This window comes from Streptomyces sp. NPDC046805, assembly GCF_040645355.1.
GTDB lineage: Bacteria > Actinomycetota > Actinomycetes > Streptomycetales > Streptomycetaceae > Streptomyces.
In genome coordinates, this window is the sequence record NZ_JBEYYC010000024.1 from 112,172 (window position 1) to 136,825 (window position 24,654).

General features: G+C 71.5%; 22 protein-coding genes. 6 read left to right on the forward strand and 16 right to left on the reverse strand.

All coding sequences use genetic code 11. The annotated features are described in order from the left end of the window. Window positions 1-16 precede the first annotated feature (16 nt). The 3 genes from ABZ910_RS24750 to ABZ910_RS24760 form a co-directional block, all read right to left on the reverse strand. Entirely contained in the window at window positions 17-625 is a 609-nt protein-coding gene (locus ABZ910_RS24750) for a hypothetical protein (RefSeq protein ID WP_361368893.1), read from the reverse strand. Between the two features lie 2 nt (window positions 626-627). Further along, on the reverse strand, window positions 628-1,545 hold the full coding sequence (htpX, locus tag ABZ910_RS24755; protein WP_361368895.1) for a zinc metalloprotease HtpX: 918 nt from the start codon (window positions 1,543-1,545) through the stop codon (window positions 628-630). A 127-nt stretch (window positions 1,546-1,672) separates the two neighbouring features. Continuing rightward, window positions 1,673-1,930 (reverse strand): hypothetical protein, encoded by a 258-nt coding sequence (locus tag ABZ910_RS24760; protein WP_361368897.1) that lies wholly within the window; start codon window positions 1,928-1,930, stop codon window positions 1,673-1,675. Window positions 1,931-2,266: 336 nt separating this feature from the next. Between ABZ910_RS24760 and ABZ910_RS24765 the strand changes: the two genes are divergently transcribed. After that, window positions 2,267-2,545: a hypothetical protein gene (locus tag ABZ910_RS24765; RefSeq protein ID WP_361368899.1), complete on the forward strand. Its 279-nt coding sequence runs from the start codon at window positions 2,267-2,269 to the stop codon at window positions 2,543-2,545. 104 nt (window positions 2,546-2,649) lie between these two features. Here the strand turns inward: ABZ910_RS24765 and glnA are convergent, their stop codons facing one another. Continuing rightward, a complete protein-coding gene (gene glnA, locus ABZ910_RS24770; RefSeq protein WP_361368901.1) occupies window positions 2,650-4,059 on the reverse strand; it encodes a type I glutamate--ammonia ligase in 1,410 nt (469 codons plus the stop codon). A gap of 210 nt (window positions 4,060-4,269) precedes the next feature. On the opposite strand from glnA, the gene ABZ910_RS24775 reads away from it, so the two are divergent. Further along, window positions 4,270-4,737: an RDD family protein gene (locus ABZ910_RS24775; protein WP_361368903.1), complete on the forward strand. Its 468-nt coding sequence runs from the start codon at window positions 4,270-4,272 to the stop codon at window positions 4,735-4,737. A gap of 134 nt (window positions 4,738-4,871) precedes the next feature. Here the strand turns inward: ABZ910_RS24775 and ABZ910_RS24780 are convergent, their stop codons facing one another. The 4 genes from ABZ910_RS24780 to lipB all read right to left on the reverse strand — a co-directional run bounded on the left by ABZ910_RS24780 (window position 4,872) and on the right by lipB (window position 8,028). Next, on the reverse strand, window positions 4,872-5,573 hold the full coding sequence (locus ABZ910_RS24780; protein WP_361368905.1) for a DUF4191 domain-containing protein: 702 nt from the start codon (window positions 5,571-5,573) through the stop codon (window positions 4,872-4,874). A gap of 96 nt (window positions 5,574-5,669) precedes the next feature. Then, window positions 5,670-5,870 (reverse strand): hypothetical protein, encoded by a 201-nt coding sequence (locus ABZ910_RS24785; protein WP_361368947.1) that lies wholly within the window; start codon window positions 5,868-5,870, stop codon window positions 5,670-5,672. Window positions 5,871-6,143: 273 nt separating this feature from the next. Beyond that, window positions 6,144-7,109, reverse strand: coding sequence for a lipoyl synthase (gene lipA / locus ABZ910_RS24790; protein ID WP_361368907.1), 966 nt, complete (start codon window positions 7,107-7,109; stop codon window positions 6,144-6,146). Window positions 7,110-7,230: 121 nt separating this feature from the next. After that, on the reverse strand, window positions 7,231-8,028 hold the full coding sequence (lipB, locus tag ABZ910_RS24795; RefSeq protein WP_361368909.1) for a lipoyl(octanoyl) transferase LipB: 798 nt from the start codon (window positions 8,026-8,028) through the stop codon (window positions 7,231-7,233). Window positions 8,029-8,267: 239 nt separating this feature from the next. On the opposite strand from lipB, the gene ABZ910_RS24800 reads away from it, so the two are divergent. Further along, complete coding sequence (locus ABZ910_RS24800; RefSeq protein WP_361368911.1) at window positions 8,268-9,743, forward strand: regulator; 1,476 nt, start codon at window positions 8,268-8,270, stop codon at window positions 9,741-9,743. A gap of 74 nt (window positions 9,744-9,817) precedes the next feature. Here the strand turns inward: ABZ910_RS24800 and ABZ910_RS24805 are convergent, their stop codons facing one another. Together ABZ910_RS24805 and ABZ910_RS24810 are read right to left on the reverse strand one after the other, a co-directional pair. After that, complete coding sequence (locus tag ABZ910_RS24805; protein ID WP_361368913.1) at window positions 9,818-11,206, reverse strand: NAD(P)/FAD-dependent oxidoreductase; 1,389 nt, start codon at window positions 11,204-11,206, stop codon at window positions 9,818-9,820. A gap of 163 nt (window positions 11,207-11,369) precedes the next feature. Continuing rightward, window positions 11,370-12,263: a TIGR01777 family oxidoreductase gene (locus ABZ910_RS24810; RefSeq protein ID WP_361368915.1), complete on the reverse strand. Its 894-nt coding sequence runs from the start codon at window positions 12,261-12,263 to the stop codon at window positions 11,370-11,372. Between the two features lie 74 nt (window positions 12,264-12,337). On the opposite strand from ABZ910_RS24810, the gene ABZ910_RS24815 reads away from it, so the two are divergent. Continuing rightward, a complete protein-coding gene (locus ABZ910_RS24815) occupies window positions 12,338-12,826 on the forward strand; it encodes a GNAT family N-acetyltransferase (RefSeq protein WP_361368917.1) in 489 nt (162 codons plus the stop codon). Between the two features lie 18 nt (window positions 12,827-12,844). On the opposite strand, the gene ABZ910_RS24820 is transcribed toward ABZ910_RS24815, so the two are convergent. Next, window positions 12,845-14,029 carry a MarP family serine protease gene (locus ABZ910_RS24820; RefSeq protein ID WP_361368919.1) on the reverse strand — a complete coding sequence of 395 codons (1,185 nt, stop codon included), beginning with the start codon at window positions 14,027-14,029 and terminating at the stop codon, window positions 12,845-12,847. A gap of 113 nt (window positions 14,030-14,142) precedes the next feature. Between ABZ910_RS24820 and ABZ910_RS24825 the strand changes: the two genes are divergently transcribed. Both ABZ910_RS24825 and ABZ910_RS24830 read left to right on the forward strand, forming a co-directional pair. Then, window positions 14,143-15,177 carry a peptidoglycan recognition protein gene (locus ABZ910_RS24825; RefSeq protein ID WP_361368921.1) on the forward strand — a complete coding sequence of 345 codons (1,035 nt, stop codon included), beginning with the start codon at window positions 14,143-14,145 and terminating at the stop codon, window positions 15,175-15,177. Between the two features lie 120 nt (window positions 15,178-15,297). Then, a complete protein-coding gene (locus tag ABZ910_RS24830) occupies window positions 15,298-17,361 on the forward strand; it encodes a hypothetical protein (RefSeq protein ID WP_361368922.1) in 2,064 nt (687 codons plus the stop codon). A gap of 27 nt (window positions 17,362-17,388) precedes the next feature. Here the strand turns inward: ABZ910_RS24830 and ABZ910_RS24835 are convergent, their stop codons facing one another. The 5 genes from ABZ910_RS24835 to ABZ910_RS24855 form a co-directional block, all read right to left on the reverse strand. Further along, window positions 17,389-17,907, reverse strand: a complete 519-nt coding sequence (locus tag ABZ910_RS24835) for a DUF4240 domain-containing protein (protein WP_361368949.1) — start codon at window positions 17,905-17,907, stop codon at window positions 17,389-17,391. Window positions 17,908-18,064: 157 nt separating this feature from the next. Next, on the reverse strand, window positions 18,065-20,767 hold the full coding sequence (aceE, locus tag ABZ910_RS24840; RefSeq protein ID WP_361368924.1) for a pyruvate dehydrogenase (acetyl-transferring), homodimeric type: 2,703 nt from the start codon (window positions 20,765-20,767) through the stop codon (window positions 18,065-18,067). Between the two features lie 277 nt (window positions 20,768-21,044). Then, entirely contained in the window at window positions 21,045-21,668 is a 624-nt protein-coding gene (locus ABZ910_RS24845) for a GntR family transcriptional regulator (protein ID WP_361368926.1), read from the reverse strand. A gap of 295 nt (window positions 21,669-21,963) precedes the next feature. After that, window positions 21,964-23,772, reverse strand: a complete 1,809-nt coding sequence (gene sucB, locus ABZ910_RS24850; RefSeq protein WP_361368927.1) for a 2-oxoglutarate dehydrogenase, E2 component, dihydrolipoamide succinyltransferase — start codon at window positions 23,770-23,772, stop codon at window positions 21,964-21,966. 58 nt (window positions 23,773-23,830) lie between these two features. Next, window positions 23,831-24,654, reverse strand: an 824-nt coding sequence (locus ABZ910_RS24855; protein WP_361368929.1) for an FAD-dependent oxidoreductase, incomplete at its 5' end; no start/stop codon positions are given.

The window sequence follows — 24,654 nt, forward strand, 5'->3', positions numbered from 1 at the left end:
GCGCGGGTGCCTCCGGTCACAGACCGGGGGCACCCCACACCGGGAACCAGCGGCTCAGGTCCGGCTCGATCCGCAGGTCGTCCGCGAGCACCGACTTCACCTGCAACTCCAGCGCGCTGTCGCGCCGTTCCGCCGCGCCGGGCAGCGGTGCGAAGGGGTAGAAGGTGCCCCGCTTGTAGAGGTAGACCAGGGCGAGGCGCCGCCCGCCGTCGGCCGTCGCGGTGTCCGCGGCCGTGTTCTCGAAACCGGCCAGTGAGCACAGCAGCTGCGGGCCGAAGCCGTCGGCCTCCAGGGCGCTGTTCACCGCGTGCAGGTCGGTGACCAGCTGCGGCAGCTCGTCCGGGGTGCGCAGCGACACCAGCCAGGAGTAGCCGTACTCGTCCCGGTGGAGGGCCACCGGTGGGCCTCGCCGGCCGGCGTCCGCGTCGAGCAGGGCCTGGACCTCCCGGTGCGTCTGCTCGAAGGCCGCGCCCTCGACCGTGGCGAAGCACACCGCACCCGACCCGGTCGGCGTGAAGCCGGTCGCCGCCTGGAGCGTCACGGCCGCCGACGGCAGCGCGAACAGCCGGTCGAGGTCGGGCGCGACGGGCTTCGTACGGCCCAGGAGGATGTCCAGCAACCCCATGCTCAGCCCGTTCTCCCCGGCATCGCCGCCTCACCCAGCTCGGCCGAGATCCGGCCCAGCTGCTCCAGCCGCTGCTCCAGGCTGGGGTGGGTCGAGAAGAGGCGGGAGATGCCGGGCGTGGCACCGAGGGCGGGCGTGAAGAAGAAGGCGTTGAAGGCCTGGGCCGTGCGCAGGTCCTTCGTCGGGATCCGGGCTATCTCCCCGGAGACCTTGGTGAGCGCGGAGGCGAGCGCCGAGGGACGCCCGGTGAGGTAGGCCGCGGAGCGGTCCGCGGCCAGCTCCCGGTACCGCGACAGCGCCCGGATCAGCAGGAAGCTGATCGCGTAGACGGCCGCCGAGACGCCCATCACGCCGGCGAAGACGATGAGGGTGTTCTGGTCCTTGCGCCCGCGGAAGAGCTGCGAGTAGAAGGCGAACCGCACCATCAGGCCCGCGAGCACACCGAGGAAGGACGCGACCGTGATCACGGCGACGTCCTTGTGCGCCACGTGCGACAGCTCGTGCGCGAGGACGCCCTCCAGCTCCCCGGGTTCCAGCCGCCGCAGCAGTCCGGTGGTCACGCAGAGCACGGCGTGGTCGGGATTGCGGCCGGTCGCGAACGCGTTCGGCATATCCATGCCCGATACGGCGACCACTGGTTTCGGCATGTCCGCCTGGGCGCACAGCCGGTCGACCACCCCGTGCAGCTCGGGATACTCCTCGCGCTCCACGACCCGGCCGTGCATCGCGTACAGCGCGACCCGGTCGGAGAACCAGTACTGCGCCAGGAGCAGCCCCGCCGCGACCACGACGACCAGCACCCAGGACTTCAGCAGCACGATCAGCGCGGCGACGAACGCCACGTAGAGCAACCCGAGCAGGAACAGCGTGACCCCCATGCGCGCGGTCAGCCGCCGATCGCTCCGGAAGCGACTCTGCATCTGTATCACCCCGCAGTCGGGCATCGCGGTGGGCCTTCGCCCCGCAGTCGGGCACGCACCTGACACTCAGGTACGTGTCCCGATGTCCAGTGTGCACCCGCCCCGGTATCAGCAGAAGGTGCGGGTATCAGTAGAAGGCACGGGTCTGGACGTAGCCGAGCAGCAGGATCACGGCGGCCACGCTGCCGAGGACCACGGCCGTCGATATCCAGGAGGACCGGCGCGCCGCCACCGGCTGCGGATCGGCGCGGAAGGGGACCGGCTCCGGCGGGTTCTCCTTCCAGCGGGCGGCGAGCATACGGGCCCGGGCGGAGGGCTCCTTGTGGTCGGCGGAGCTCGCCCACCTGTGGTTGAACTCGCTTTGCCAGTCGCCCTGTTGGGACATGCACGGTCACCTTTCGTGTCCAGCCGTCGAGGAGGATGATCATCCCCGGTGTATAGGACTCCGTGAGGCGCGGAAGGTTGCACCGCGCGGTCCTCGATCCGCTCCGGATGCCGGGTGGTCGACGGGCGGCTAGCCTTTTGGGGTGAAGGGCCGCGACAGCGAGGCACGCCCGCAGCCAGCGGGACCAGAGGTGCCTCTCGTACTCAGGCGGCAACCCACGACCGCGCCGTACTTTTCCTTTGCGGCCGCGGCCATCCACCCCGTGCCCCAGGAGCCACACGTGGCTTTCGGGAGCCCGCACGGCGGTGGAAGGCGAGGTGTAAGGAAGGTGTGTCCATGAAAGCACGACGGGCTAGGCGTCTCTTCGCGGTGTCCGCTGTCGGAGTTCTGATGGCCTCCGGAGCCGCGATCGGCGCCGCGGGTACGGCTTCGGCCGCCCCGCAGAGTGTTCCCAGCAACCACAACCACTTCTGTGGCCGTGGCGGCTTCAACGGCTGCTACAGCGGCTTCTACGGCTTCAACAGCGGCTTCAACAACGGCTTCAACAACGGCTTCGGTAACGGCTTCTACAGCAACGGCTTCGGCAGCAGCGTCGTCGTGATCGTCGTGCCATGAGAGCACGGGGGCGCGTAGCGATCCCGCCGTAGCGGACGGCCGAGGGCCGCCACCCGGAGTATTCAACTCCTGGGTGGCGGCCCTCGGCCTTGCGAGCTACACGCTTACACGTCGTAGTACAGCTCGAACTCGTGCGGGTGCGGACGCAGCTGCAGCGGCGCGATCTCGTTCGTGCGCTTGTAGTCGATCCACGTCTCGATCAGGTCCGGCGTGAAGACGTCGCCCTGGAGGAGGAACTCGTGGTCGGCCTCCAGCCGGTCGAGGACGGCCGGGAGCGAGGTCGGGACCTGGGCCACGTTGGCGTGCTCCTCGGGAGCCAGCTCGTAGAGGTCCTTGTCGATCGGCTCGGCCGGCTCGATCTTGTTCTTGATGCCGTCAAGGCCCGCGAGGAGCAGGGCCGAGAAGGCCAGGTACGGGTTGCCGGAGGAGTCGGGCGCGCGGAACTCGACGCGCTTGGCCTTCGGGTTGGAGCCCGTGATCGGGATACGCATCGCGGCGGAGCGGTTGCGCTGCGAGTACACCAGGTTGATCGGCGCCTCGAAGCCCGGCACCAGACGGTGGTAGGAGTTCACCGTCGGGTTGGTGAAGGCCAGCAGCGACGGGGCGTGCTTGAGGATGCCGCCGATGTAGTAGCGGGCCATGTCCGACAGGCCGGCGTAGCCCTGCTCGTCGTAGAAGAGCGGCTCGCCGCCCGCCCACAGCGACTGGTGGACGTGCATGCCCGAGCCGTTGTCGCCGAAGATCGGCTTCGGCATGAAGGTGGCCGTCTTGCCGTTGCGCCAGGCGACGTTCTTCACGATGTACTTGAAGAGCTGGAGGTCGTCGGCGGCCGCGAGCAGCGTGTTGAACTTGTAGTTGATCTCGGCCTGGCCGGCGGTGCCGACCTCGTGGTGCTGGCGCTCGACCTTGAGGCCGTTCTGCTCCAGCTCCAGGGAGATCTCGGCGCGCAGGTCGGCGAAGTGGTCGACCGGCGGGACCGGGAAGTAGCCGCCCTTGTAGCGGACCTTGTAACCGCGGTTGTCCTCCAGGGCACCGGTGTTCCAGGCGCCGGCCTCGGAGTCGATGTGGTAGAAGGCCTCGTTCTCGGCGGTCTTGAAGCGCACGCTGTCGAAGACGTAGAACTCGGCCTCGGGGCCGAAGAACGCGGTGTCCGCGATGCCCGTGGAGGCGAGGTAGGCCTCGGCCTTCTTCGCCACGTTGCGCGGGTCACGGGAGTACTGCTCGCCCGTGATCGGGTCGTGGATGAAGAAGTTGATGTTCAGCGTCTTGTCACGGCGGAAGGGGTCGACCCGGGCGGTCGACAGGTCCGCGCGCAGCGCCATGTCGGACTCGTGGATCGCCTGGAAACCACGGATCGACGATCCGTCGAAGGCGAGCTCCTCGTCCGGGTCGAACGCATCGACGGGCACCGTGAAGTGCTGCATGACGCCCGGCAGGTCGCAGAACCTGACGTCGACGAACTTGACGTCCTCGTCCGCGATGAACTTCTTGGCCTCGTCGGCGTTCTGGAACATCCAGCTCCTCCTACTCCCGACCGTCCGTGCCGGGGTGGTAGATCGTTCGTGCGGCCAGTCCAGTGGCACACGCTGGCACCGACCCTAAGGACGGGTGATTTCTCGGGCGTGACCCATTTGTTTCGCTGAAGTTAACCGACCCCGCTTCAACGGTAGACCCGACACCCCCCGGCGTCTCCCCGTCATTCCGGGGCGCAGTACCGTGGACCGGTGGACAACAGGCAAGCAATGGGAGCGTGGCTCTCCGGGCCGCGCGCGGCCATGGAGGACGTCGGCGCCGACTTCGGATACCGGGGCGAGCAGCTCGGCCTCCCGGAGGAGGGACCCGGCTCGATCGCCCGCCCGGGACGACGGCTCGGGGCACTGGCCGTCGACTGGGGCCTGTGCCTCCTGATCGCATACGGACTGATCGCGGACAGCTACAACGAGGCGGCCCGGGTCTGGGCACCGCTCATCCTCTTCGTCCTGCTGGTCCTCACCCTCGGCTCGGTCGGCTCCACCCCGGGCAAGCGGCTCTTCGGGCTGCGCGTGGTCGCCCTGGACACCGGCCGGGTCAACCCGATGCGCGCCCTGCTGCGCACGGTCCTGCTGTTCCTCGCCGTCCCGGCCCTGATCTGGGACCGCGACGGACGCGGACTGCACGATCGGCTGGCGCGCACGGTGCAGGTCCGCATCTAGCTCTACGTCGACATGTGGCTCGTACGTCGACATGTGGCTCGTACGTCGAAGGGGGCGCCCGGTGTGATCCGGGCGCCCCCTTCGACGTGGAGCGACGTACAGCGGCCTGCAGATGGTGTTATCGCGTCGGCGGACTAGCGCGCCTTCGGTCCGCCCTTCGGCATCCGAGCGCCCTTCGGCATCGGGCCCTTGGGCAGCGGCATGTTGCTCATCAGGTCGCCCATGGCGCGCAGCCGGTCGGTGGTCGTGGTGACCTGCGGGCCGGTCATGACGCGCGGGAACTTCATCAGGGTCGTGCGCAGCTTCTTCAGCTCGACCTGGCCCTCGCCCGTGCCGACGATCACGTCGTGCACCGGGACGTCCGCGACGATGCGGGCCATCTTCTTCTTCTCGGCGGCCAGCAGCGACTTCACCCGGTTCGGGTTGCCCTCGGCGACCAGGACGATGCCGGCCTTGCCGACCGCCCGGTGCACCACGTCCTGGCTGCGGTTCATCGCCACCGCCGGCGTCGTCGTCCAGCCCCGGCCGATGTTGTCCAGGACGGCCGCGGCGGCGCCCGGCTGCCCCTCCATCTGCCCGAAGGCGGCCCGCTCGGCCCGGCGGCCGAACACGATCGCCATCGCGAGCAGGGCGAGCAGCAGCCCCAGGATGCCCAGATAGATCGGGTGACCGAGCACGAAGCCGATCGCGAGGAGGACACCGAAGGTGATGATGCCGACAGCCGCGAGCACAAGACCGATCTTGGGGTCGGCCTTGCTGGTCATCTTGTAGGTCAGAGCGATCTGCTTCAGTCGCCCGGTGTTCGCAGCGTTCGCCGCGGTTTCCTTCCTCGCCATGCCACGAGTCTACGTGGCCCCCGGAGCGCCTTCGAAGGGAGTGCCCGCAGAGCGGTGGCCCGCGGTCCCGCAGGGCGATGACCGGGCAGCGGGGCGTCAGGAACGGGGGGAGGCGGCCTGCTCCAGGACGCGCTCGGCCTCGACCCGGTCTTTGGCCCGGCGGCGGTCCTCCAGGACCGAGGTCCAGGCGTTTCGGCGGGCGGTGCGCTGACCGCCGCTCATCAGCAGCGACTCGACGGCGCGGAGCGCGTCGGTGAAGGACGGGATGGCGGTGGCGCGGACGGGCGCGGCCTGCATGGTGGAGGTCCCCCCTCGGAGCGGCTTCGGGTCGGGGTGTACGAGGCGTGATTCCAGGGTCACTGATTGGTGTTACCAGGGCGTGACTGGCCGGTCAAACACCGGTGAAGCCGCTACGGGGGGTCCGAAACGGTGACGCGGCCCTGACGTACGCCCCCAACTGCGAGGACGGTCAGGACCGCGTCGTATCGGCCACTACCGATGGGTAGCTCTCTGTGCTCGAATTCACACGCGCCCCAAGTCGGCTTGCGGCGCAAGGAGGGTGACGGTGTGTCAGACGGCCTGGGCGGCGATGTACGTGCCGCGCTTCTCGATGGCCATCTGGTACAGGCGCCCGGCACGGTAGGAGGACCGTACCAGCGGGCCCGACATCACGCCCGAGAAGCCGATCTCCTCGGCTTCCTCCTTCAGTTCCACGAACTCGTGCGGCTTGACCCAGCGCTCCACGGGGTGGTGGCGCACGCTCGGGCGCAGGTACTGCGTGATGGTGACCAGCTCGCAGCCGGCGTCGTGCAGCTGCTGGAGCGCCTCGCTGATCTCCTCGCGCGTCTCGCCCATGCCGAGGATCAGGTTCGACTTGGTGACCAGGCCGAAGTCGCGGGCCTCGGTGATGACCTTCAGCGAGCGCTCGTAGCGGAAGCCGGGGCGGATCCGCTTGAAGATCCTCGGCACCGTCTCGACGTTGTGCGCGAAGACCTCGGGGCGCGACTCGAAGACCTCGGCCAGCTGCTCGGGCACGGCGTTGAAGTCGGGCGCCAGCAGTTCGACCTTCGTACGGCCGGCCGTGCGGTCCGCCGTCTGCCGGTGGATCTGGCGGACCGTCTCCGCGTACAGCCAGGCGCCGCCGTCCTCCAGGTCGTCGCGGGCGACGCCGGTGATGGTGGCGTAGTTCAGGTCCATGGTGACCACGGACTCGCCCACGCGGCGCGGCTCGTCGCGGTCGAGGGCCTCGGGCTTGCCGGTGTCGATCTGGCAGAAGTCGCAGCGCCGGGTGCACTGGTCGCCGCCGATGAGGAAGGTCGCCTCGCGGTCCTCCCAGCACTCGTAGATGTTCGGACAGCCGGCTTCCTGGCAGACCGTGTGCAGGCCCTCGCCCTTCACGAGGTTCTGCATCTTCGTGTACTCGGGACCCATCTTCGCCCGGGTCTTGATCCACTCGGGCTTGCGCTCGATGGGGGTCTGGCTGTTGCGGACCTCCAGGCGCAGCATCTTGCGTCCGTCGGGTGCGACTGCGGACACGACCGGCTCCCTGCTGATTGCTTGAGTAATCTTCGATTCTTCGGCGTACACCAGCGTACGCCCGTGCTTGTCGGGCCTTTCCGGGAGGACAACCTCCGGGCCCCGGGGTCGATTCCCGCTGTCAGGCGGTTGTCTTCTCGATCACACGGGGCTTGAGATCCGCGTTCTCGAGTACGTCCCTCAGGTGCCGCTCGACCACCGGCAGGACCTCGTCGATGGTGACGTCCCGCCCGAGCTCGCCGGCGAGCGAGGCGACCCCGGCGTCGCGGATCCCGCACGGGATGATCCGGTCGAACCACTTGTTGTCGGGGTTCACGTTGAACGAGAAGCCGTGCATCGTGACGCCCTTGGCGACGCGGATGCCGATCGCGGCGATCTTGCGGTCCTCGCGGCGCTGGCCGGCGTTGGAGGGTGCGTACTCGGGGCCGTTGAGGCGCGGGTCGAACTCCTCGTCGTTCAGCCGCGGGTCGAGGTCGAGGGAGAGGCCGCCGATCGACGGCCGCCGCTCGACCGGGTCGCCGAGGACCCACACGCCGCTGCGGCCCTCGACCCGGGTGGCCTCCAGGCCGAACTCCGCGCAGGTGCGGATCAGCGCGTCCTCCAGGCGCCGTACGTGCGCGACCACGTCCACCGGGCGCGGGAGCTTCTGGATCGGGTAGCCGACCAGCTGGCCGGGGCCGTGCCAGGTGATCTTGCCGCCGCGGTCCACGTCGATGACCGGCGTGCCGTCGAGCGGGCGCTCGCTGTCCTCGGTGCGGCGCCCGGCCGTGTAGACGGGCGGGTGTTCCAGGAGCAGGACGGTGTCGGGGGCCTCGTCGGCGAACCGGGCCGCGTGCACCCGGCGCTGCTCGTCCCAGGCCTCCTGGTAGTCGACGGCGTCCGCGCCGAACCCCATGCGGACGAACCGCAATCCACTCACGGCAAGCGCCTCCCTCGGCGATGGGTGTGTCAGGCGCGTAAGGCGCCCACGCCACTGTACGACTGGCCCGTGCGCGTCAGCCCCGCGGGCGATCCTCACACGATCGGATGAATGCGAGGGGAAGCGTGTGATCGCCCACTCACGCTCCGCTACATTCGCGCCGTCCATGAGGCCATAAGGGCTGCTCGCAGGCAATCCGGGCACTTAGGCAGCCCGGAAGGCAGGAGACCGCACCGCAGATGACCGAACGACCCGCGCAGCGCACGCCCAACCGCCAGCTCGCCGCGCTCATCGCAGAAGCGGGGTTCTCCAATGCGGGTCTGGCCCGCCGCGTGGACCAGCTCGGTATCGAACACGGGCTGGATCTCAGATACGACAAGACCTCGGTGACCCGCTGGCTGCGGGGCCAGCAACCCCGGGGCACCACGCCCGCGCTCATCGCCGAGGCCTTCACGCGCCGGCTCGGGCGCCGGCTCACGGCCCAGGACCTCGGTCTGGACGCCTGTGCGCCGGTGTACGCCGGGCTGGAGTTCGCCGCCACGCCCGAGGAGGCCGTCGACATCGTCAGCGGGCTGTGGCGCAAGGACTCCGGCAGCCATGCCGAGCTCCGCAAGATCGCGTTCACCCCGGCGGGCCTCGTCGTACCCAGCCGCGACTGGCTGATCGGCCGGGCCGACGACCGGGTGGCCCGCGGCGAGGCCGACCCGATGGTGCCCGCCCAGGGGCGCCCCGCAACCCCCGGGCCCACCGTCCCGCCCGAGCAGGGCGCGCCACCGGCCCGTCCGCGCGGCCACGCCGACCGCGGCCCCGGCCAGAAGGTCACCGGCGGCGACATCGCCGCGCTGCGCTCGGTCGGCGAGCTGTTCCGCTCCCTCGACGACCAGTACGGCGGCGGGCACGCCCGGCAGGCCCTGGTGCGCTATCTGGAGCACGAGTGCGAGCCGATACTGCGCGGCACCTACGGCGAGCAGACGGGCCGCCGCCTGTTCGCCGCCGCGGCCGACCTGACCCGGCTCGCGGGCTGGACGTCGTACGACATCGCCGCGCACGGGCTCGCCCAGCGCTACTTCGTGCAGGCGCTGCGGCTCGCCCAGGCGGCGGGCGACCGGGCCTACGGCTCCTACGTCCTGGTCACGATGAGCCGCCAGGCCGTCTACCTCGGGCACGGGCGGGAGGCGGTCCAGCTGGCGCGGGTGGCGCAGCAGGGGGTCGGGACGAGCGCACCGCCCGTCGTGCAGGCCCTGCTGCACTCCGCCGAGGCGCGGGCGCACGGCCTCCTGGGCGAGGTGCGGGCGTGCACCGGCGCGCTGGTCCGGGCCGAGCGCGCGCTGGAGGCGGCCCGGCCCGGGGACGACGTCCCGCACTGGGGACGCTTCTTCGACGAGGCGCAGCTCGCCGACGACCTCGGGCACTGCCACCGGGACCTGCAGCAGTTCCGCGCCGCCGCGCAGCACGCGGAGCGCTCCCTGCAACTGCGCGCCCCCTCGTACGCCCGCAGCCGCCTGTTCTGCCGCGTCGTCCTCGCCACCGCCCGCCTGGGCCTCGGCGAGCTCGACCAGGCCTGCACGCTGGCGGCCGAGGCGGCCGGGCATGCGGTGGAGATGCGCTCGGTACGGGCGATCGAGTACGTCAGGGACTTCGAGCACCGGCTGGAGCCCTACAAGGACGCGGCACCGGTGCGGGGGTACCGCGAGAAGGTGGCCGCGCTGGGGTGACGGGGCCCGGCGCCGGATGCGGGCGGCGGGCGTGCCTCCGGTTTCCCGGGCAGGGGGCCCGCCCCGCCGCCCGCTCAGGCCGCGTTCCGTGCCGACGGCACGGGGTCCGTGCGGTGCATCGAGCCCGCCGCGTCCAGGTCCGTCAGGATCGCCGACGCGGCCCGGTGGGCGGAGTGCAGGGCGCCCTGCACGGTGCTGGTGTCCCGGTGGTCGCCGCACACGTACAGGCCCGCCAGCAGCCGTACCGGACGCCTCAGGTCGTGCGGCGGGCGCATCGCGGGGACGGCCTCGGGAGTGTGGTGCACGGCGAGGGTCTCCCAGCGGCGGGTCGAGGTGCCGTACAGCCGGGACAGATGCGTGCGTACGGCGGCGTCCACGTCCTCGGGGGGAGTGCCCAGGACGGTCGACGAGACCAGCGCCCGGCCGGCGGGCGCGCGGCTCGGGTCGACCTCGCTGACGACCGCGGTGTGCGCGACGGGACCGCCGCGGTCGGAGTCGAGGAGCAGGGACGCACCGGTGGCGGGCGGCTCGTCGGTCGCGTGGTGCACCACCGTCACCGGGTGGAAGTCCGGCACCCGCAGGCCGGGCAGCAGGGCGGCCGCGGCGCGCGCGTCGGTCGCCACCAGGACCGCACGGCAGCGGATCTCGCCGTGGTCGGTGGTCACCGACGTCGTGGAGACGGAGGTGGCCCGGACGCCGGTGTGCACGGTGCCCGGCGGCAGCGCCCGGGCGAGCAGCTCGGGCAGCGCATCCGCCCCGCCCTCCGGCACGCACAGCCGCCCGCTCGCGAAGGAGCGCAGCGCCAGGTCGGCACACCGGCTGGACGTCGTCAGCTCCGGGTCGCACAGCAGGGCGGCGAGCAGCGGCCGCAGGAAGCCGTCGAGGGTACGGGCGCCCGCGCCGCGGGAGGCGAGGGCCTGCGCGGTGGACGACTCGGGGCGGGCCAGGATGCGTTCGACGGGCGTGGCGGCGATCCGGGCGAGCTCGGCGCGCAGCCGCAGCGGCACCCCGAAGCCGAGCATGGGGGAGCGCGCGGCTCCCAAGGCCTGGGCCCGCTCGCCCCCGGCCCCCGCGGAGGACGGGGCCGAGGGCCTGGGGGCGTTGGCCGCCAGGGCGCGCACTACGTGCAGTGCGCCCCTTGCGCTCCCTGCGCTCCCCAATGCGCCCGCACGGTGCCGGCGCCCGTCGCGGTGCAGCAGGACGCCGGGTGCGAAGGGGCGCAGGACGAGGTCGTCGAGGCCCGGGGCCAGGCGCAGTTCGGGGTACGACGTGGACAGCAGCTGTCCGATCCGGTCGAGCCGGAAGCCGTCGACCTTCTCGGTCGACATACGGCCGCCCACACAAGGAGCGGCCTCCAGGACCGCGGTCGCCACTCCTGCTCTGGTCAGCCGATGGGCCGCCGAGAGTCCGGCGATCCCGGCTCCCACGATGACGACGTCCGCCTGGTACGCGGGCTCAAGCACGAGGCCCCTCCTCGAGGTTGCGCGGCCGGTGGAGACGTCATGCCCCCAACAGACTCCGGGGATACCCGAGTTCGGGTCGAGGTTAGGGCCGTGATCGGTCGGCGACAGTCGCGCATGGGCAGGGCACGGTCGCACGACGGTCGCATACGGTCGGGGGAGTGCGTCAGGCCGCCCGGATCGCGTCCTCGATCCCCGGGTACTCGAACGTGAAGCCCGACTCCAACAGCCGTGTCGGAAGCACCCGTTGGCTGGACAGGACGTCGCCGGCCATCTCGCCCAGGGTGAGGCGCAGGAGGGGCTCCGGGACGCTGAGGAACGTCGGGCGGTTCAGGACCCGGCCCATCGCCGCCGTGATCTGACGGTTCGTCAGTGGGTGCGGGGCGGTCACGTTGAACGGGCCGGACAGGTCGTCCCGGTCGATGAGGTGGCGGATGGCGGCGACCTCGTCCCGCAGCGCGACGAACGACCAGTACTGATGCCCGTCGCCCAGCCGGCCGCCGAGCCCGGCCTCGAACAGCGGGAACATCTTGCCCCACGCGCCGCCCCCGCGGGCCACCACCAGCCCGGTGCGTGGGAACGCCGTGCGGATGCCCGCCTCCTGTGCGGGCGCCGCGGCCGCCTCCCACTCCACGCACACCAAGGGCAGGAAGCCCTTCCCGGGCGGTGTCCGCTCGTCGGCGGCATGCTCCCCGGTCTCGCCGTAGATGCCGATCGCGCTCCCGTTCACGAAGACGCGCGGCGGCTTGTCGAGACCGGCCAGGGCCTTCGCTAGCGTCGCCGTCCCGAGCACCCGGCTGTCCCTGATCCGCCGCTTGTACTCGTCGGTCCAGCGGCGGTCGCCCACCCCGGCGCCCGCGAGGTTGACCACGACGTCACAGCCGGCGAGCTTGTCCGTGTCCACGTACTGCCGGCCGGGGTCCCAGCGCACCTCGCCCGCATCCCGGGGCGCCCGGCGCACCAGGCGCACCACCTCGTGCCCGTCCGCGGCCAGGGACCGCACCAGAGCGCTGCCGATGAGACCGGACGCGCCGGCCACCGCGATTCGCGAACGTTCCATGCACCCCAGCATGACGGTGCGGCGACCCGGAAACCCGGTGAGGTGCTCCTGTCGGCCGACATAGGGTGACCGGCATGCCGGATCCCTCCATACGCGCCGCCCTGGCCGACGACGACGAAGACCTGGCCCTCCTCGACCGGCTCGCCTGGTCGACCCTGCACGCGGTCACGCCCGAACCCCAGCCGCCGTACCCGCCGTTCTTCAGCGAGCGGCACCGGCCGGACGACTGCCTGGTCGCCGAGCTCGACCGCCGCGTCGTCGGCTACGTCCGCCTCGGCTTTCCGACCCCGCTCGCCTCGAACGCGCACGTACGCCAGATCCAGGGCCTCGCCGTCGCCGACGAGGCCCGTGGCCGGGGCGTCGGCCGAGCGCTGATCCGTGCCGCCGTCGAGGAGGCCCGCCGCCGCGGCGCCCGGCGGATCACCCTGCGCGTCCTCGGGCACAACATCGCGGCCCGCAAGCTCTACGAGTCCGAGGGGTTCGTGGTGGAGGGGGTGATGCCGGAGGAGTTCCTGCTCGACGGCGTCTACGTGGACGACATCAGCATGGGGCGGCCCCTCTGAGCCCCGCCCCGGAGAGCCTCACTCCGTGACCAGTTCCCCGGTGTCCACCCGCTCCGTCGCGTTCTCCCCGCGCCGGGCGTCGGGGGCCACCTCGTCGGCCGTCAGGACGTAGCCGGTCTGGGTGTCGGACACGGAGCGGGCGAAGACCACGCCGTACACCCGGCCGTCGCCGGCCAGCAGCGGGCCACCGGAGTTGCCGGGGCGTATCGTCGAGCGGATCGAGTAGATCTCGCGGGTGACCATGTCGCGGCCGTAGATGTCCCGGCCCGTCGCCCGCACCCGGTTCGCCACCGTCGCCGCCCGCAGCGTCAGGCCGCCGTCCTGCGGATAGCCCGCGACGACCGCCGACTCGCCGCGCGCGGCACTGTCGTCGAAGTGCAGCACCGGAGCGCTCAGCCCGGGCACGTACAGCACGGCCACGTCCTTGCCCGGGTCGAAGAGCACCACCCGGGCCTCGTACGGCCGCCCGACACCGCCGATCCGCACGGTCGGGCGGTCGATGCCCGCCACCACGTGCGCGTTGGTCATCACATGCCCCGCCGCGTAGACGAACCCGCTGCCCTCGCGGCCCTCGGCGCCCGAGACGCCCTCGACCTTCACCGTGCTCAGCCGCGCGGACCTCGTGGCGTCCGTCGTCACGCTGTCCCCGGAGGGCGCGGGAACCGTGGCGGTCGACTCGTTCTCGAACGGGTTGAAGACCTGCGGGAACCCCGCCTCCGTCAGCGCGGACGTGGCCCGCGAGAACCACGGCGGAGTGGTGTCCGGCATCGCGGTCTGTACGGCGCCCAGCACCGCCGAGCCGCGTATCGCCGTGGTCACCGCCGGCAGCGTGGAGGCGCCCAGCACGCTCGCCGCCAGCCAGGCCACGAGCAGCACCGCGACCGAGTTGGCCGCCGCCCCGCCGACCCCGTCCAGCACCCGCAGCGGCCCCCGGTCCAGCCCGCGCCGAAGCCGCAGCGCCAGGCGCCCGGCCAGCTCGTGCCCCAGCCCCGCCGGGACCAGCACCGTCAGCACCGCGATCACCGTCGCCATCGCCGTACCGCGGACGACGAGGCCCATCACCCACGGCAGGATCCACACGCCCACGACCGCGCCGCCGACGAAGCCCGCCAGCGAGACACAGCCGGCCACCAGGCCGCGCCGGTAACCGGACCCCGCGTAAGCGAGGACCACCAGCACGAGCAGCAGGTCGAGCAGGTCCACGGAGCCGCCTTTCTCTCGGACCCCCTTCATGCGAGTTCATACGAGCGGGACGGGTCCAGTGATCAGTCACGCGCGGGACCGGAACCGGTCCGTGATGCCGGAACCGGTCACACATGCGTGTACCCCCAGAAACGTCCCGGACGGGGAGGATGGTTCCGCCGGGTGGCAGAACGCACATCGCGGGCCGGGAGTGGCTCACTCAGAGTGACACCATGTGTGCCTTTCGACGGAGATGGTCCCTTGTCCGACGGGGATGGTTCCTCGCCCGACGGGGATGGTTCCTCCCGCGCCTGCCCCGCGCCGTCCTGGTCGCGCTCGGCGGGCTGTCCGTCCTCGCCTCCGTCCTCGCGTCGGCGCTGTGGGCCCGTGGCATCGGGAACCCTGTCAGCACGGGCCGGCCCGCCCAGCACGCGGGCCCCAGCGCGGCGCCGGCGCACCGCGCGGCCAGGCCCCGCATCGTGCCGCGGTCCGCCTGGCTGGACAGCTCCACCGGGCACTCGCAGCCGCCCCCGCGCTACGACGACAAGGTCGTCGCCGTCTTCGTCCACCACACCGACTCGCCCAACGGCTACGCCTGCGCGGACACGCCGCGCATCATCCGCTACCTGTACGAGGGCCAGACCGGGGCCCGCAGCTGGGACGACATCGGCTACAACTTCCTCGTCGACCGCTGCGGCACGATCTACGAGGGCCGCGCGGGCGGCGTCGAGCGCGGCGTCACCGGCGCCCACACCCAGGGCTTCAACCACCGCACCGCGGGTATCGCCGCGATCGGCACCTTCACGGCCGGTGTCCCCGTGCCCCGCGCGATGACCGACGCGATCGCCGCGCTGGCCGCCTGGAAGCTGGGCCTGTCCGACGTCGACCCACGGGGCAGGACCCGCCTCGTCTCCAGCAACGGCCTCAGCCGCTACCAGGCCGGCACCACCGCCACCCTGCCGACCCTGGCGGGCCACAACGACGGCTACCCGACCAACTGCCCGGGCGCGGCCCTCAGCGCCCTGCTGCCGCAGATCAGGGAGCGGGCGGCCCGGTTGCAGGGCAGGATGCCGCCGGCGCCACCGCCGGCCAAGCAGAAACCGCGCAACCGGGACGAAGGCGAACCCCCTCGGCGATCAAAGGTGAACCCCACAGCCGATCAAGGATGAATTCCATCCGTCCAGAAGGTGTACAACCTTTTACCTCCCTCTCACGTCGAACTGGCGAACAACAGCGTTGCTGCCTCACGCGCTTCCTGGGGGGAAGGCTTGTCGATGATGGTCCGATGGTTGTGTGCTGTTCTGCGGGTGCGCGGGGCGACCGACCTGATCCTGGTGCTCCTGCTCGGCTTGAGCTTCACGGCGCTGCCCGTGTTCGCTCTGCTGCCGTCACTGTGGGGATTCGCCGCCGTGTCGGCGGTCAGCTACCTCGCGGACGAGGTGCTGCACCACCGGGCTCCCGCGTTCGTCCGCCGGCTGTCGGCGCTGCAGCTCGACCGCACGCTCCGCTTCGTCGTCCGGTCGGTGATGCTGCTCGCCCTGGCCGACCGGATGAAGGCACCGAACGCCGTGGTGATCGCCGGACTGGCCGTCTTCGGCGCCCACTTCGCGCTGGTGATGCTCTACTCGGCCGTCCATCACGCCATCCGCCGGCGGCGCGTGGTGCCGGTGGTCGTACGCAATCTCGACATGAGCGAGGCGGGCATCCCCGAGCAGCCGCCCAGGTATCTCCACCAGCGCTTCCTGCGCAAGCTGCTGCACCTCGACCTGCCGGCCCACGCGGGGCTGCTCGTCACGCTGGCGAGCGGGACCTGGTACCCGGCGGAGATCGGCTACGCGCTGACGACCGGGCTCGCCGTGGCCGCCGTACTGGCGCTGATGCGGCAGTTCCTCCGGGCCCGCCGCATGCCGTCGCGCGGGGACGTGATCCGCGAGGTCAACCGCCAACTGGCCGCATACCGGCCCGAGGTGGCGCTGTACTTCAGCTTCGCGGCGGTGTCCCGGGACTTCATGTACCAGGTCAACATGTGGATCGAGACGCTGGAGCGGCTCGACCGGCGCCCGTTGATCATCCTGCGCGAGGACGCCTCGTTCCGCCATCTCAGCCGTACCCGGCTCCCGGTCGTCTGCGTGCCCAGGGCCGACGACCTGGCCGAGCTGGAACTGTCCGACGTCCGGGTCGTCCTCTACCCCGGCAACGCCGGCAAGAACGTGCACATGCTGCGCGTCGCCGAGGCCAAGCACGTCTTCATCGGCCACGGCGACAGCGACAAGCTCGCCAGCAGCAACCGCGTCAGCAAGGTGTACGACGAGATATGGGTGGCCGGCCGGGCCGGCCGGGACCGCTACCGGCGCGTGCGGCACGCCATCAGCGACGAGGCCATCGTCGAGGTGGGCCGCCCGCAGCTGTCCCCGATCCGGCTGCACGCCGACCACATCCCGGGCCCGCTGCCCGTCGTCCTGTACGCCCCCACCTGGGAGGGCTGGAGCGACGACGACTGCCACACGTCCCTGATCCCGATGGGCGTGACCCTCGTCGAGAAGCTCCTCGCGGAGAACGTACGGGTCCTCTACAAGCCGCACCCGCTCACCGGCCGCCGCTCGGCCGAGGCGGCCGCCGCCGACCGCGCGATCCGGGCGATGCTGAGCGCCGACAACGAGCGGCGCGGGGCCGCGCGCGCGGAGGCCGCGCTCGCCGCCGTCGAGCCGCGGCTGAAGGAGATCAGGGCCCGGCTCGGCGAACTGACCGGGCGGTCCGGGGGCGACGCGGCCCAGCAGACCCGTCAGGCGCGGCTGCCCGAACGCGACGACGCGGCCGAGTGGCACGCCCTGCGCGCCGAGTGGCACCGGCTCTTCCGGGACAGCCGCGGCCCGGACCGGCACCTCGTGATCCGCGGTCAACTGCCCACGCTGTACGAGTGCTTCAACGACGCCGACATCCTCGTCAGCGACGTCTCCTCCGTGGTCGCCGACTTCGTGGCGAGCCTCAAGCCGTACGTCCTCACCAACGCCCGGGACCTGCCCGACGAGGAGTTCCGCGCCGCCTACACCACGGCCGGCGGAGCCTATCTGCTCGACCGCGACTGCACCCGGCTGCCGGAGATCCTGCGCTCGGTGCGCGAGCCGCGCCACGACCCGATGGCCCCGCACCGCCGCACCCTCAAGGAGTACGTCCTCGGCCCCGACCGGCCCACCTCGCCGGAGCGGTTCAACGCGGCCGTCAACGCCCTGTCCGACCGGGCCGAGGCGGAGCGGGCCGAGGCGGAGCGGGACGAGGAGAGTGAGCCGGCGGATTCGAGGGATTCGACGGATTCGAGGGAGCCGGCCGGTTCGGCCGCGCTCGCGTGCCCGTGAGGTGACGTGAGGTGAGGGGCCCGGGCGTCACTCCCTGAAGCGGTCCCACAGCTTGGGATAGCGCTCCGAGAGCACCCGGTCGTTCTCGAAGTCGACCGGCGTGCCCTCCGGTTCGGCGGGCGTGGGCGCGATGCCCAGGTCCGGGGCGACGACGCCGGTGAGCTGTTCGTACGCCTCGTCCGCCGCATAGCCCAGGTCCTCGCCGTCGCCGTCGATCTCCTCGTCGAAGTCGCCGAGGAGATCGGCCAGCGAGTCCGGGTCGTGCACGGCGCCCTCGAAGACCTCCCGGCCCTGGCCGATCAGCCAGCAGCGGAAGAAGTCGAAGGCGTCGTCGCTCGCCCCGTCCAGTAGCACCCAGGCGGCCCCCCACAGGTCCCAGCGGTAGGCCCGGTTGTACCGGGACTCGAAGTGACGGGCGAAGTCCAGGACCGACTCCGGGTCCAGCTGGAGGAGCTGCTCCACGAGCAGGTCGGCCTGGTCCTCGGGGTCGCCCTCGGCGGCCTCGCGGGTGGTGTCCACCAGCTCCCAGAACTCCATCTCGTCCATCACGGGTCCAGCATCGGGCCTGCGCGGGTGGGGCGCACGCGGAGTGCGGCGGATTGTTATCAGGCGCGAAGCCGTGAGGAGCCGCTGAAACGACGACGAAGGGGTGCGGCACAACAGCCGCACCCCTTCGTCGTCGAGCGGTCAGGCCCGAAGAGTCCTACAGGCCGTACTTCTCCCGCGCTTCCTTCACCGCGGACGCCTGGACCTCGCCGCGCTTGGCCAGCTGGGCCAGGGCCGCGACGACGATCGACTCGGCGTCGACGCCGAAGTGGCGGCGCGCGGCCTCACGGGTGTCCGACAGGCCGAAGCCGTCGGCGCCCAGGGAGGAGTAGTCCTGCTCGACCCACTGCGCGATCTGGTCCGGGACCTGGCGCATGTAGTCGGAGACCGCGAGGACCGGGCCCTCGGCGCCGGTGAGCGCCTGGCGGACGTACGGCACCCGCTCCTCGCCGCGCAGGAGGGCGGCGTCCGCCTCCAGCGCGTCGCGGCGCAGCTCGGTCCAGGACGTCGCGGACCACACGTCGGCCGCCACACCCCAGTCATCGGCGAGCAGCTTCTGTGCGTCGAGCGTCCAGTGGATCGCCGTACCGGAGCCCAGCAGCTGGATGCGCGGGGCGTTGGCCGTCGGCGAGAGGCCCGCCGACTCCGCCGTGTTGAAGCGGTACAGGCCCTTGACGATGCCCTCGTCGATGCCGAGGCCGGCCGGCTTGGCGGGCTGCGGCAGGGGCTCGTTGTAGACGGTCAGGTAGTAGAAGACGTTCTGGTCCTCGCCCGGAGCCGCCTCGCCGTACATGCGGCGCAGACCGTCCTTGACGATCACGGCGATCTCGTACGCGAACGCCGGGTCGTACGACAGTGCGGCCGGGTTGGTCGCGGCGATGACGGGGGAGTGACCGTCGGCGTGCTGCAGGCCCTCACCGGTCAGCGTGGTGCGGCCGGCCGTGGCGCCGACGAGGAAGCCGCGGCCGAGCTGGTCGCCGAGCTGCCACATCTGGTCGGCCGTGCGCTGCCAGCCGAACATCGAGTAGAAGATGTAGAACGGGATCATCGCCTCGCTGTGCGTCGCGTACGACGTCGACGCGGCGATGAAGTCGGCCATCGAACCGGCCTCGGTGATCCCCTCGTTGAGGATCTGGCCGTTCTGGGCCTCCTTGTAGTACATCAGCTGGTCGCGGTCGACCGGGTCGTACGTCTGGCCCTTGGGCGAGTAGATGCCCAGCGACGGGAAGAGCGACTCCATGCCGAAGGTGCGCGCCTCGTCGGGGACGATCGGCACCCAGCGCTTGCCCGTCTCCTTGTCGCGGACCAGGTCCTTGACGAGGCGGACGAAGGCCATGGTGGTGGCCACGTTCTGCGAGCCGGAGCCCTTGTCGAAGGCGGCGAAGGCCTTCTCGGCCGGGGCCGGCAGCGGGGCGAGCGGGTGGACACGGCGGGCCGGGGCCGGGCCGCCGAGGGCCGCGCGGCGCTCCTGGAGGTAGCGGACCTCGGGGGAGTCGGCGCCCGGGTGGCCGTAGGGAACCACACCGTCGGTGAACTGGGCGTCGGAGATGGGGAGTTCAAGAAGATCACGCATCGTCTTGAACTCGTCCGTCGACAGCTTCTTCATCTGGTGGTTGGCGTTCTTCGACGCGAAGCCGTCACCGAGGGTGTGGCCCTTGACCGTCTGGGCCAGGATCACGGTCGGCGCGCCCTTGTGCGCGAGGGCCGCCTTGTAGGCCGCGAAGACCTTGCGGGCCTCGTGGCCACCGCGCGAGAAGTGGAAGCACTCGAGGATCTTGTCGTCGCTCAGCAGCTTCGCCATCTCGACGAGCGCCGGGTCCTTGCCGAAGAAGTCCTGGCGGATATAGGCGGCGTCGCGCGTCTGGTACGTCTGCACCTGGGCGTCCGGCACCTCGCGGAGGCGGCGGACGAGCGCCCCGGTGGTGTCGAGCTGGAACAGCTCGTCCCAGGCGGTGCCCCACAGCGTCTTGACGACGTTCCAGCCGGCGCCGCGGAACTGGGCCTCCAGCTCCTGCACGATCTTGAAGTTGGCGCGGACCGGACCGTCGAGGCGCTGCAGGTTGCAGTTGATGACGAAGGTCAGGTTGTCCAGGCCCTCGCGGCTGGCCAGCGCGAGCGCGGCCGTCGACTCGGGCTCGTCCATCTCGCCGTCGCCGAGGAACGCCCACACGTGGGACGCGGAGACGTCCTTGATGCCGCGGTTGGTGAGGTAGCGGTTGAAGCGCGCCTGGTAGATCGCCGACAGCGGGCCGAGGCCCATGGAGACGGTCGGGAACTCCCACAGCCAGGGCAGCCGGCGCGGGTGCGGGTACGACGGCAGACCATTGCCGCCCGCCTCCTGGCGGAAGTTGTCCAGGTGGTGCTCGCCGAGACGGCCGTCGAGGAAGGCACGGGCGTAGATGCCGGGGGAGGCGTGGCCCTGGATGTAGAGCTGGTCGCCCGACCCGTCGGCCTCCTTGCCCTTGAAGAAGTGGTTGAAGCCGGTCTCGTACAGCCACGCCGCCGAGGCGAAGGTGGCGATGTGGCCGCCGACGCCGTGCTTCGCTCCGCGGGTCACCATCGCGGCCGCGTTCCAGCGGTTCCACGCGGTGATCCGGCGCTCCATCTCCTCGTCACCGTCCACCGCGGGCTCGGCGGCGGTCGGGATGGTGTTGACGTAGTCGGTCTCGAGGAGCTTCGGCAGCGCCACGCCGCCCGCCTCGGCACGCTCCAGCGTGCGGCGCATCAGGTACGCGGCACGGTGCGGACCGGCCTCCCGCGCGACGGCGTCCAGCGAGGCCTGCCATTCGGCGGTCTCCTCCGGGTCGCGGTCAGGGAGCTGGTCGAGCGCGCTCGGCTGGATGGCGTTGGGGTCGGTCATGTCGCCGCCTTCCTCAGTGCGAAGGGGGTTCCCTCAAAAGGGTTCGGGGGTGCCCTTGGTCTTTGGCAGGACAGGGCGAGGGCTCGGGTACAAGCCCGTCGGCGACTGTAACTCCCTGATCGATGATCGATCAAAGGGGGAGGGGTAAAACCTCTTGATTTCGAGAAAGTCGGCACGCCGTGCCTTCGGCTGTGGCACCGGGTGACGCCTCCGGGGCGGGTTTTCGCAGGTGAGTGCCCCGGGATGACCTTGGTTCACGCCCATGGAGCGCCTCGGCTCACGCCCGCGGGGCGCAGCCCAGAACGTGCGCTTTGACCAGGTCCGCGATCCTCGGGTCCCGCCTGCGGAACGCCTGCACCAGCTCCTCGTGCTCCTCCGCGTACGACTGCTGCACGGTCCCCAGCCAGCGGATGGACAGGGCGGTGAACACCTCGATGCCCAGCCCCTCCCAGGTGTGCAGCAGCACCGAGTTGCCGGCCGCGCGGACCAGCTCGCGGTGGAAGCCCACCGTGTGGCGGACCTGTGCCGTGCCGTCGGCCGCGCGGTCTGCCTCGTAGAGGGCGGCGACATGCGGCTCCAGGGCCGAGCAGTCCTCCCCGAGGCGATCGGCCGCCAGTTCGGCCGCGATGGCCTCAAGACCGGCCCGGACGGGGTAGCTCTCCTCCAGGTCGGCGGCGGTCAGATTCCGCACCCGTACACCCTTGTTGGGGGCCGACTCGATCAGGCGGAGCGACTCCAGCTCGCGCAGTGCCTCGCGTACGGGGGTCTGGCTGACCTCCAGTTCGGTCGCGATCCGGCGCTCCACGATCCGCTCGCCCGGCTTCCAGCGCCCGCTGACGATTCCCTCCACGATGTGCTGGCGGATCTGTTCGCGCAGCGAGTGGACGACGGGGGCGGTCATGAGGGCTCCTTAGGGAGGACTTTGACGCTTAGACAATAAAGCCGTCCGGCGGTTCGGCGGGATGCGTGAGGGGTGCTTTCGTGCAGGTGAGACGAGGCTTACATGTGGGGTGCGGCGCCTTGGGGCTCGGGTCGGCCTGCCGTCGGCCGGGCACGGGTCGTACACGGCTGGTCCATGGCTGGGCGCGCCCACACGGCGGAGCCGCACATCGACACGGCCCCGCGCCCCCGAAAAACGTCGGTGCCTCCGCCCGGATCATCCGGGCGGAGGCACCGACGTCGGCACGTGGCGGCGACTACAGGCCGAGCTCGACCTCGAACTCGCCCGCCTCCAGGATCTCCTTGACGGCCGTCAGGTAACGGGCCGCGTCGGCGCCGTCGACCAGGCGGTGGTCGTAGGAGAGGGTCAGGTAGGTCATGTCGCGGACGGCGATGACCGTGCCCTCCTCCGTCTCCAGGACGGCCGGGCGCTTGACCGTGGCACCGATGCCGAGGATCGCGACCTGGCCCGGCGGCACGATGATCGTGTCGAACAGGGCGCCGCGCGAACCGGTGTTGGAGATGGTGAAGGTCGCGCCGGACAGCTCGTCCGGGGTGATCTTGTTGGCGCGGACCTTGCCCGCCAGCTCGGCCGTGGCCTTGGAGATACCGGCGATGTTGAGGTCACCGGCGTGCTTGATGACCGGGGTCATCAGGCCCTTCTCGGAGTCCACCGCGATACCGATGCTCTCGGTGTCGAAGTAGGTGATGGTCCCCTCGGCCTCGTTGATCCGGGCGTTGATGACCGGGTGGGCCTTCAGCGCCTGCGCGGCGGCCTTGACGAAGAACGGCATCGGGGAGAGCTTGACGCCCTCGCGGGCCGCGAAGGAGTCCTTCGCCTTGGCGCGCAGCTTCATCAGGCGCGTGACGTCGACCTCGACGACCGACGACAGCTGGGCCTGCTCCTGCAGCGCCTTGACCATGTTGTCGCCGATGACCTTGCGGATGCGGGTCATCTTGACGGTCTGGCCGCGCAGCGGGGAGACCTCCAGCGCCGGGGCCTTCTTGGCCGGGGCAGCGGCCGGGGCGGCGGCAGCGGCCGGAGCCGGGGCGGCAGCGGCGGCCTTCGCGGCCTCGGCGGCGGCGACGACGTCCTGCTTGCGGATACGGCCGCCGACGCCGGTGCCCTTGACGGTGGCCAGGTCGACACCGCTCTCGGCGGCGAGCTTGCGCACCAGCGGGGTGACGTAGGCGCCCTCGTCGGTGGCCTGCGCGGCGGCCGGAGCCGGGGCGGCGGGAGCGGCGGCCGGGGCCGGAGCAGCCGCGGCCGGAGCAGCCGCGGCCGGGGCCGGGACGGCGGGCGCCGGAGCGGCCGGGGCAGCGGGGGCGGCAGGCGCCGGAGCCGGAGCCGGGGCAGCGGGGGCGGCCTGGGCGGGAGCCGCAGCCGGGGCAGCGGCGGCCGGGGCCGGAGCGGCGGGGGCCTCGGCAGCGGCCGGAGCCGCGCCCGGGGCGCCGATGACGGCGAGCTTGGCGCCGACCTCCGCGCTCTCGTCCTCGGCGACCGTGATCTCGAGCAGCACGCCGGAGACGGGCGCGGGGATCTCGGTGTCGACCTTGTCCGTGGAGACCTCGAGCAGCGGCTCGTCAGCCTCGACACTCTCGCCGATGGCCTTCAGCCAGCGGGTGACGGTGCCCTCGGTGACGGACTCACCGAGCGCGGGCAGGACCACGTCCGTGCCCTGGGCGCCACCGGCCGGAGCGGCGGGGGCGGCGGCCGGAGCGGGGGCGGCGGGCGCCGGGGCGGCGGGGGCCTCGGCCACGGGGGCCGGGGCGGCCGGAGCCGCGGGGGCCTCGGCGGCGGCCGGGGCCGGGGCGGCGGGCGCGCCCGTGCCGTCGTCGATGACGGCCAGCTCGGCGCCGACCTCGACGGTCTCGTCCTCGGCGACCTTGATGGAGGCCAGCACGCCGGCGGCGGGCGCGGGGATCTCGGTGTCGACCTTGTCGGTCGAGACCTCGAGCAGCGGCTCGTCGGCCTCGACGCGCTCGCCCTCGGCCTTCAGCCATCGGGTGACGGTGCCCTCGGTGACGCTCTCGCCGAGCGCCGGAAGGGTTACGGAAACCGGCATGGTTTCGGTTGCTCCTTACGAATTGCGGAAGTCTGTGTCGTCGTCCGTGACCGAAGGCTCAGTCGTGGGCGTGCAGCGGCTTGCCGGCCAGGGCCAGGTGGGCCTCGCCGAGCGCCTCGTTCTGCGTCGGGTGGGCGTGGACGAGCTGGGCGACCTCGGCCGGCAGCGCCTCCCAGTTGTAGATCAGCTGGGCCTCGCCGACCTGCTCGCCCATGCGGTCGCCGACCATGTGGACGCCGACCACGGCACCGTCCTTGACCTGGACGAGCTTGATCTCGCCCGAGGTCTTGAGGATCTTGCTCTTGCCGTTGCCCGCCAGGCTGTACTTGAGGGCGACGACCTTGTCCGCGCCGTAGATCTCCTTGGCCTTGGCCTCGGTCAGACCCACGGAGGCGACCTCCGGGTGGCAGTACGTCACCCGCGGGACACCGTCGTAATCGATCGGAACGGTCTTCAGACCGGCCAGGCGCTCCGCCACCAGGATGCCCTCGGCGAAGCCGACGTGCGCGAGCTGGAGGGTCGGGACCAGGTCGCCGACGGCGGAGATGGTGGGGACGTTGGTCCGCATGTACTCGTCCACGAGGACGTAGCCGCGGTCCATCGCGACGCCCTGCTCCTCGTAACCGAGGTTCTGGGAGACCGGGCCGCGGCCGACGGCGACGAGGAGGACCTCGGCCTCGAACTCCTTGCCGTCGGCGAGGGTGACCTTGACGCCGTCCTGCGTGTACTCGGCCTTCTCGAAGAACGTGCCGAGGTTGAACTTGATGCCGCGCTTGCGGAAGGCGCGCTCGAGAAGCTTGGAGGAGTTCTCGTCCTCGACCGGGACGAGGTGCTTGAGGCCCTCGATGACCGTGACGTCCGAGCCGAAGGACTTCCACGCGG

Excerpts from the sequence above, each read along its gene's own strand:
- ABZ910_RS24800 (WP_361368911.1), top strand. The coding sequence starts at position 8,268 with ATGACCGAACGACCCGCGCAGCGCACGCCCAACCGCCAGCTCGCCGCG.
- ABZ910_RS24780 (WP_361368905.1), bottom strand. The coding sequence starts at position 5,573 with ATGGCGAGGAAGGAAACCGCGGCGAACGCTGCGAACACCGGGCGACTG.
- ABZ910_RS24825 (WP_361368921.1), top strand. The coding sequence starts at position 14,143 with ATGCGTGTACCCCCAGAAACGTCCCGGACGGGGAGGATGGTTCCGCCG.
- glnA (WP_361368901.1), bottom strand. The coding sequence starts at position 4,059 with ATGTTCCAGAACGCCGACGAGGCCAAGAAGTTCATCGCGGACGAGGAC.
- ABZ910_RS24765 (WP_361368899.1), top strand. The coding sequence starts at position 2,267 with ATGAAAGCACGACGGGCTAGGCGTCTCTTCGCGGTGTCCGCTGTCGGA.
- ABZ910_RS24835 (WP_361368949.1), bottom strand. The coding sequence starts at position 17,907 with ATGGACGAGATGGAGTTCTGGGAGCTGGTGGACACCACCCGCGAGGCC.
- aceE (WP_361368924.1), bottom strand. The coding sequence starts at position 20,767 with ATGACCGACCCCAACGCCATCCAGCCGAGCGCGCTCGACCAGCTCCCT.
- ABZ910_RS24760 (WP_361368897.1), bottom strand. The coding sequence starts at position 1,930 with ATGTCCCAACAGGGCGACTGGCAAAGCGAGTTCAACCACAGGTGGGCG.
- ABZ910_RS24815 (WP_361368917.1), top strand. The coding sequence starts at position 12,338 with ATGCCGGATCCCTCCATACGCGCCGCCCTGGCCGACGACGACGAAGAC.
- ABZ910_RS24785 (WP_361368947.1), bottom strand. The coding sequence starts at position 5,870 with ATGCAGGCCGCGCCCGTCCGCGCCACCGCCATCCCGTCCTTCACCGAC.
- ABZ910_RS24845 (WP_361368926.1), bottom strand. The coding sequence starts at position 21,668 with ATGACCGCCCCCGTCGTCCACTCGCTGCGCGAACAGATCCGCCAGCAC.
- htpX (WP_361368895.1), bottom strand. The coding sequence starts at position 1,545 with ATGCAGAGTCGCTTCCGGAGCGATCGGCGGCTGACCGCGCGCATGGGG.
- ABZ910_RS24810 (WP_361368915.1), bottom strand. The coding sequence starts at position 12,263 with ATGGAACGTTCGCGAATCGCGGTGGCCGGCGCGTCCGGTCTCATCGGC.
- sucB (WP_361368927.1), bottom strand. The coding sequence starts at position 23,772 with ATGCCGGTTTCCGTAACCCTTCCGGCGCTCGGCGAGAGCGTCACCGAG.
- ABZ910_RS24750 (WP_361368893.1), bottom strand. The coding sequence starts at position 625 with ATGGGGTTGCTGGACATCCTCCTGGGCCGTACGAAGCCCGTCGCGCCC.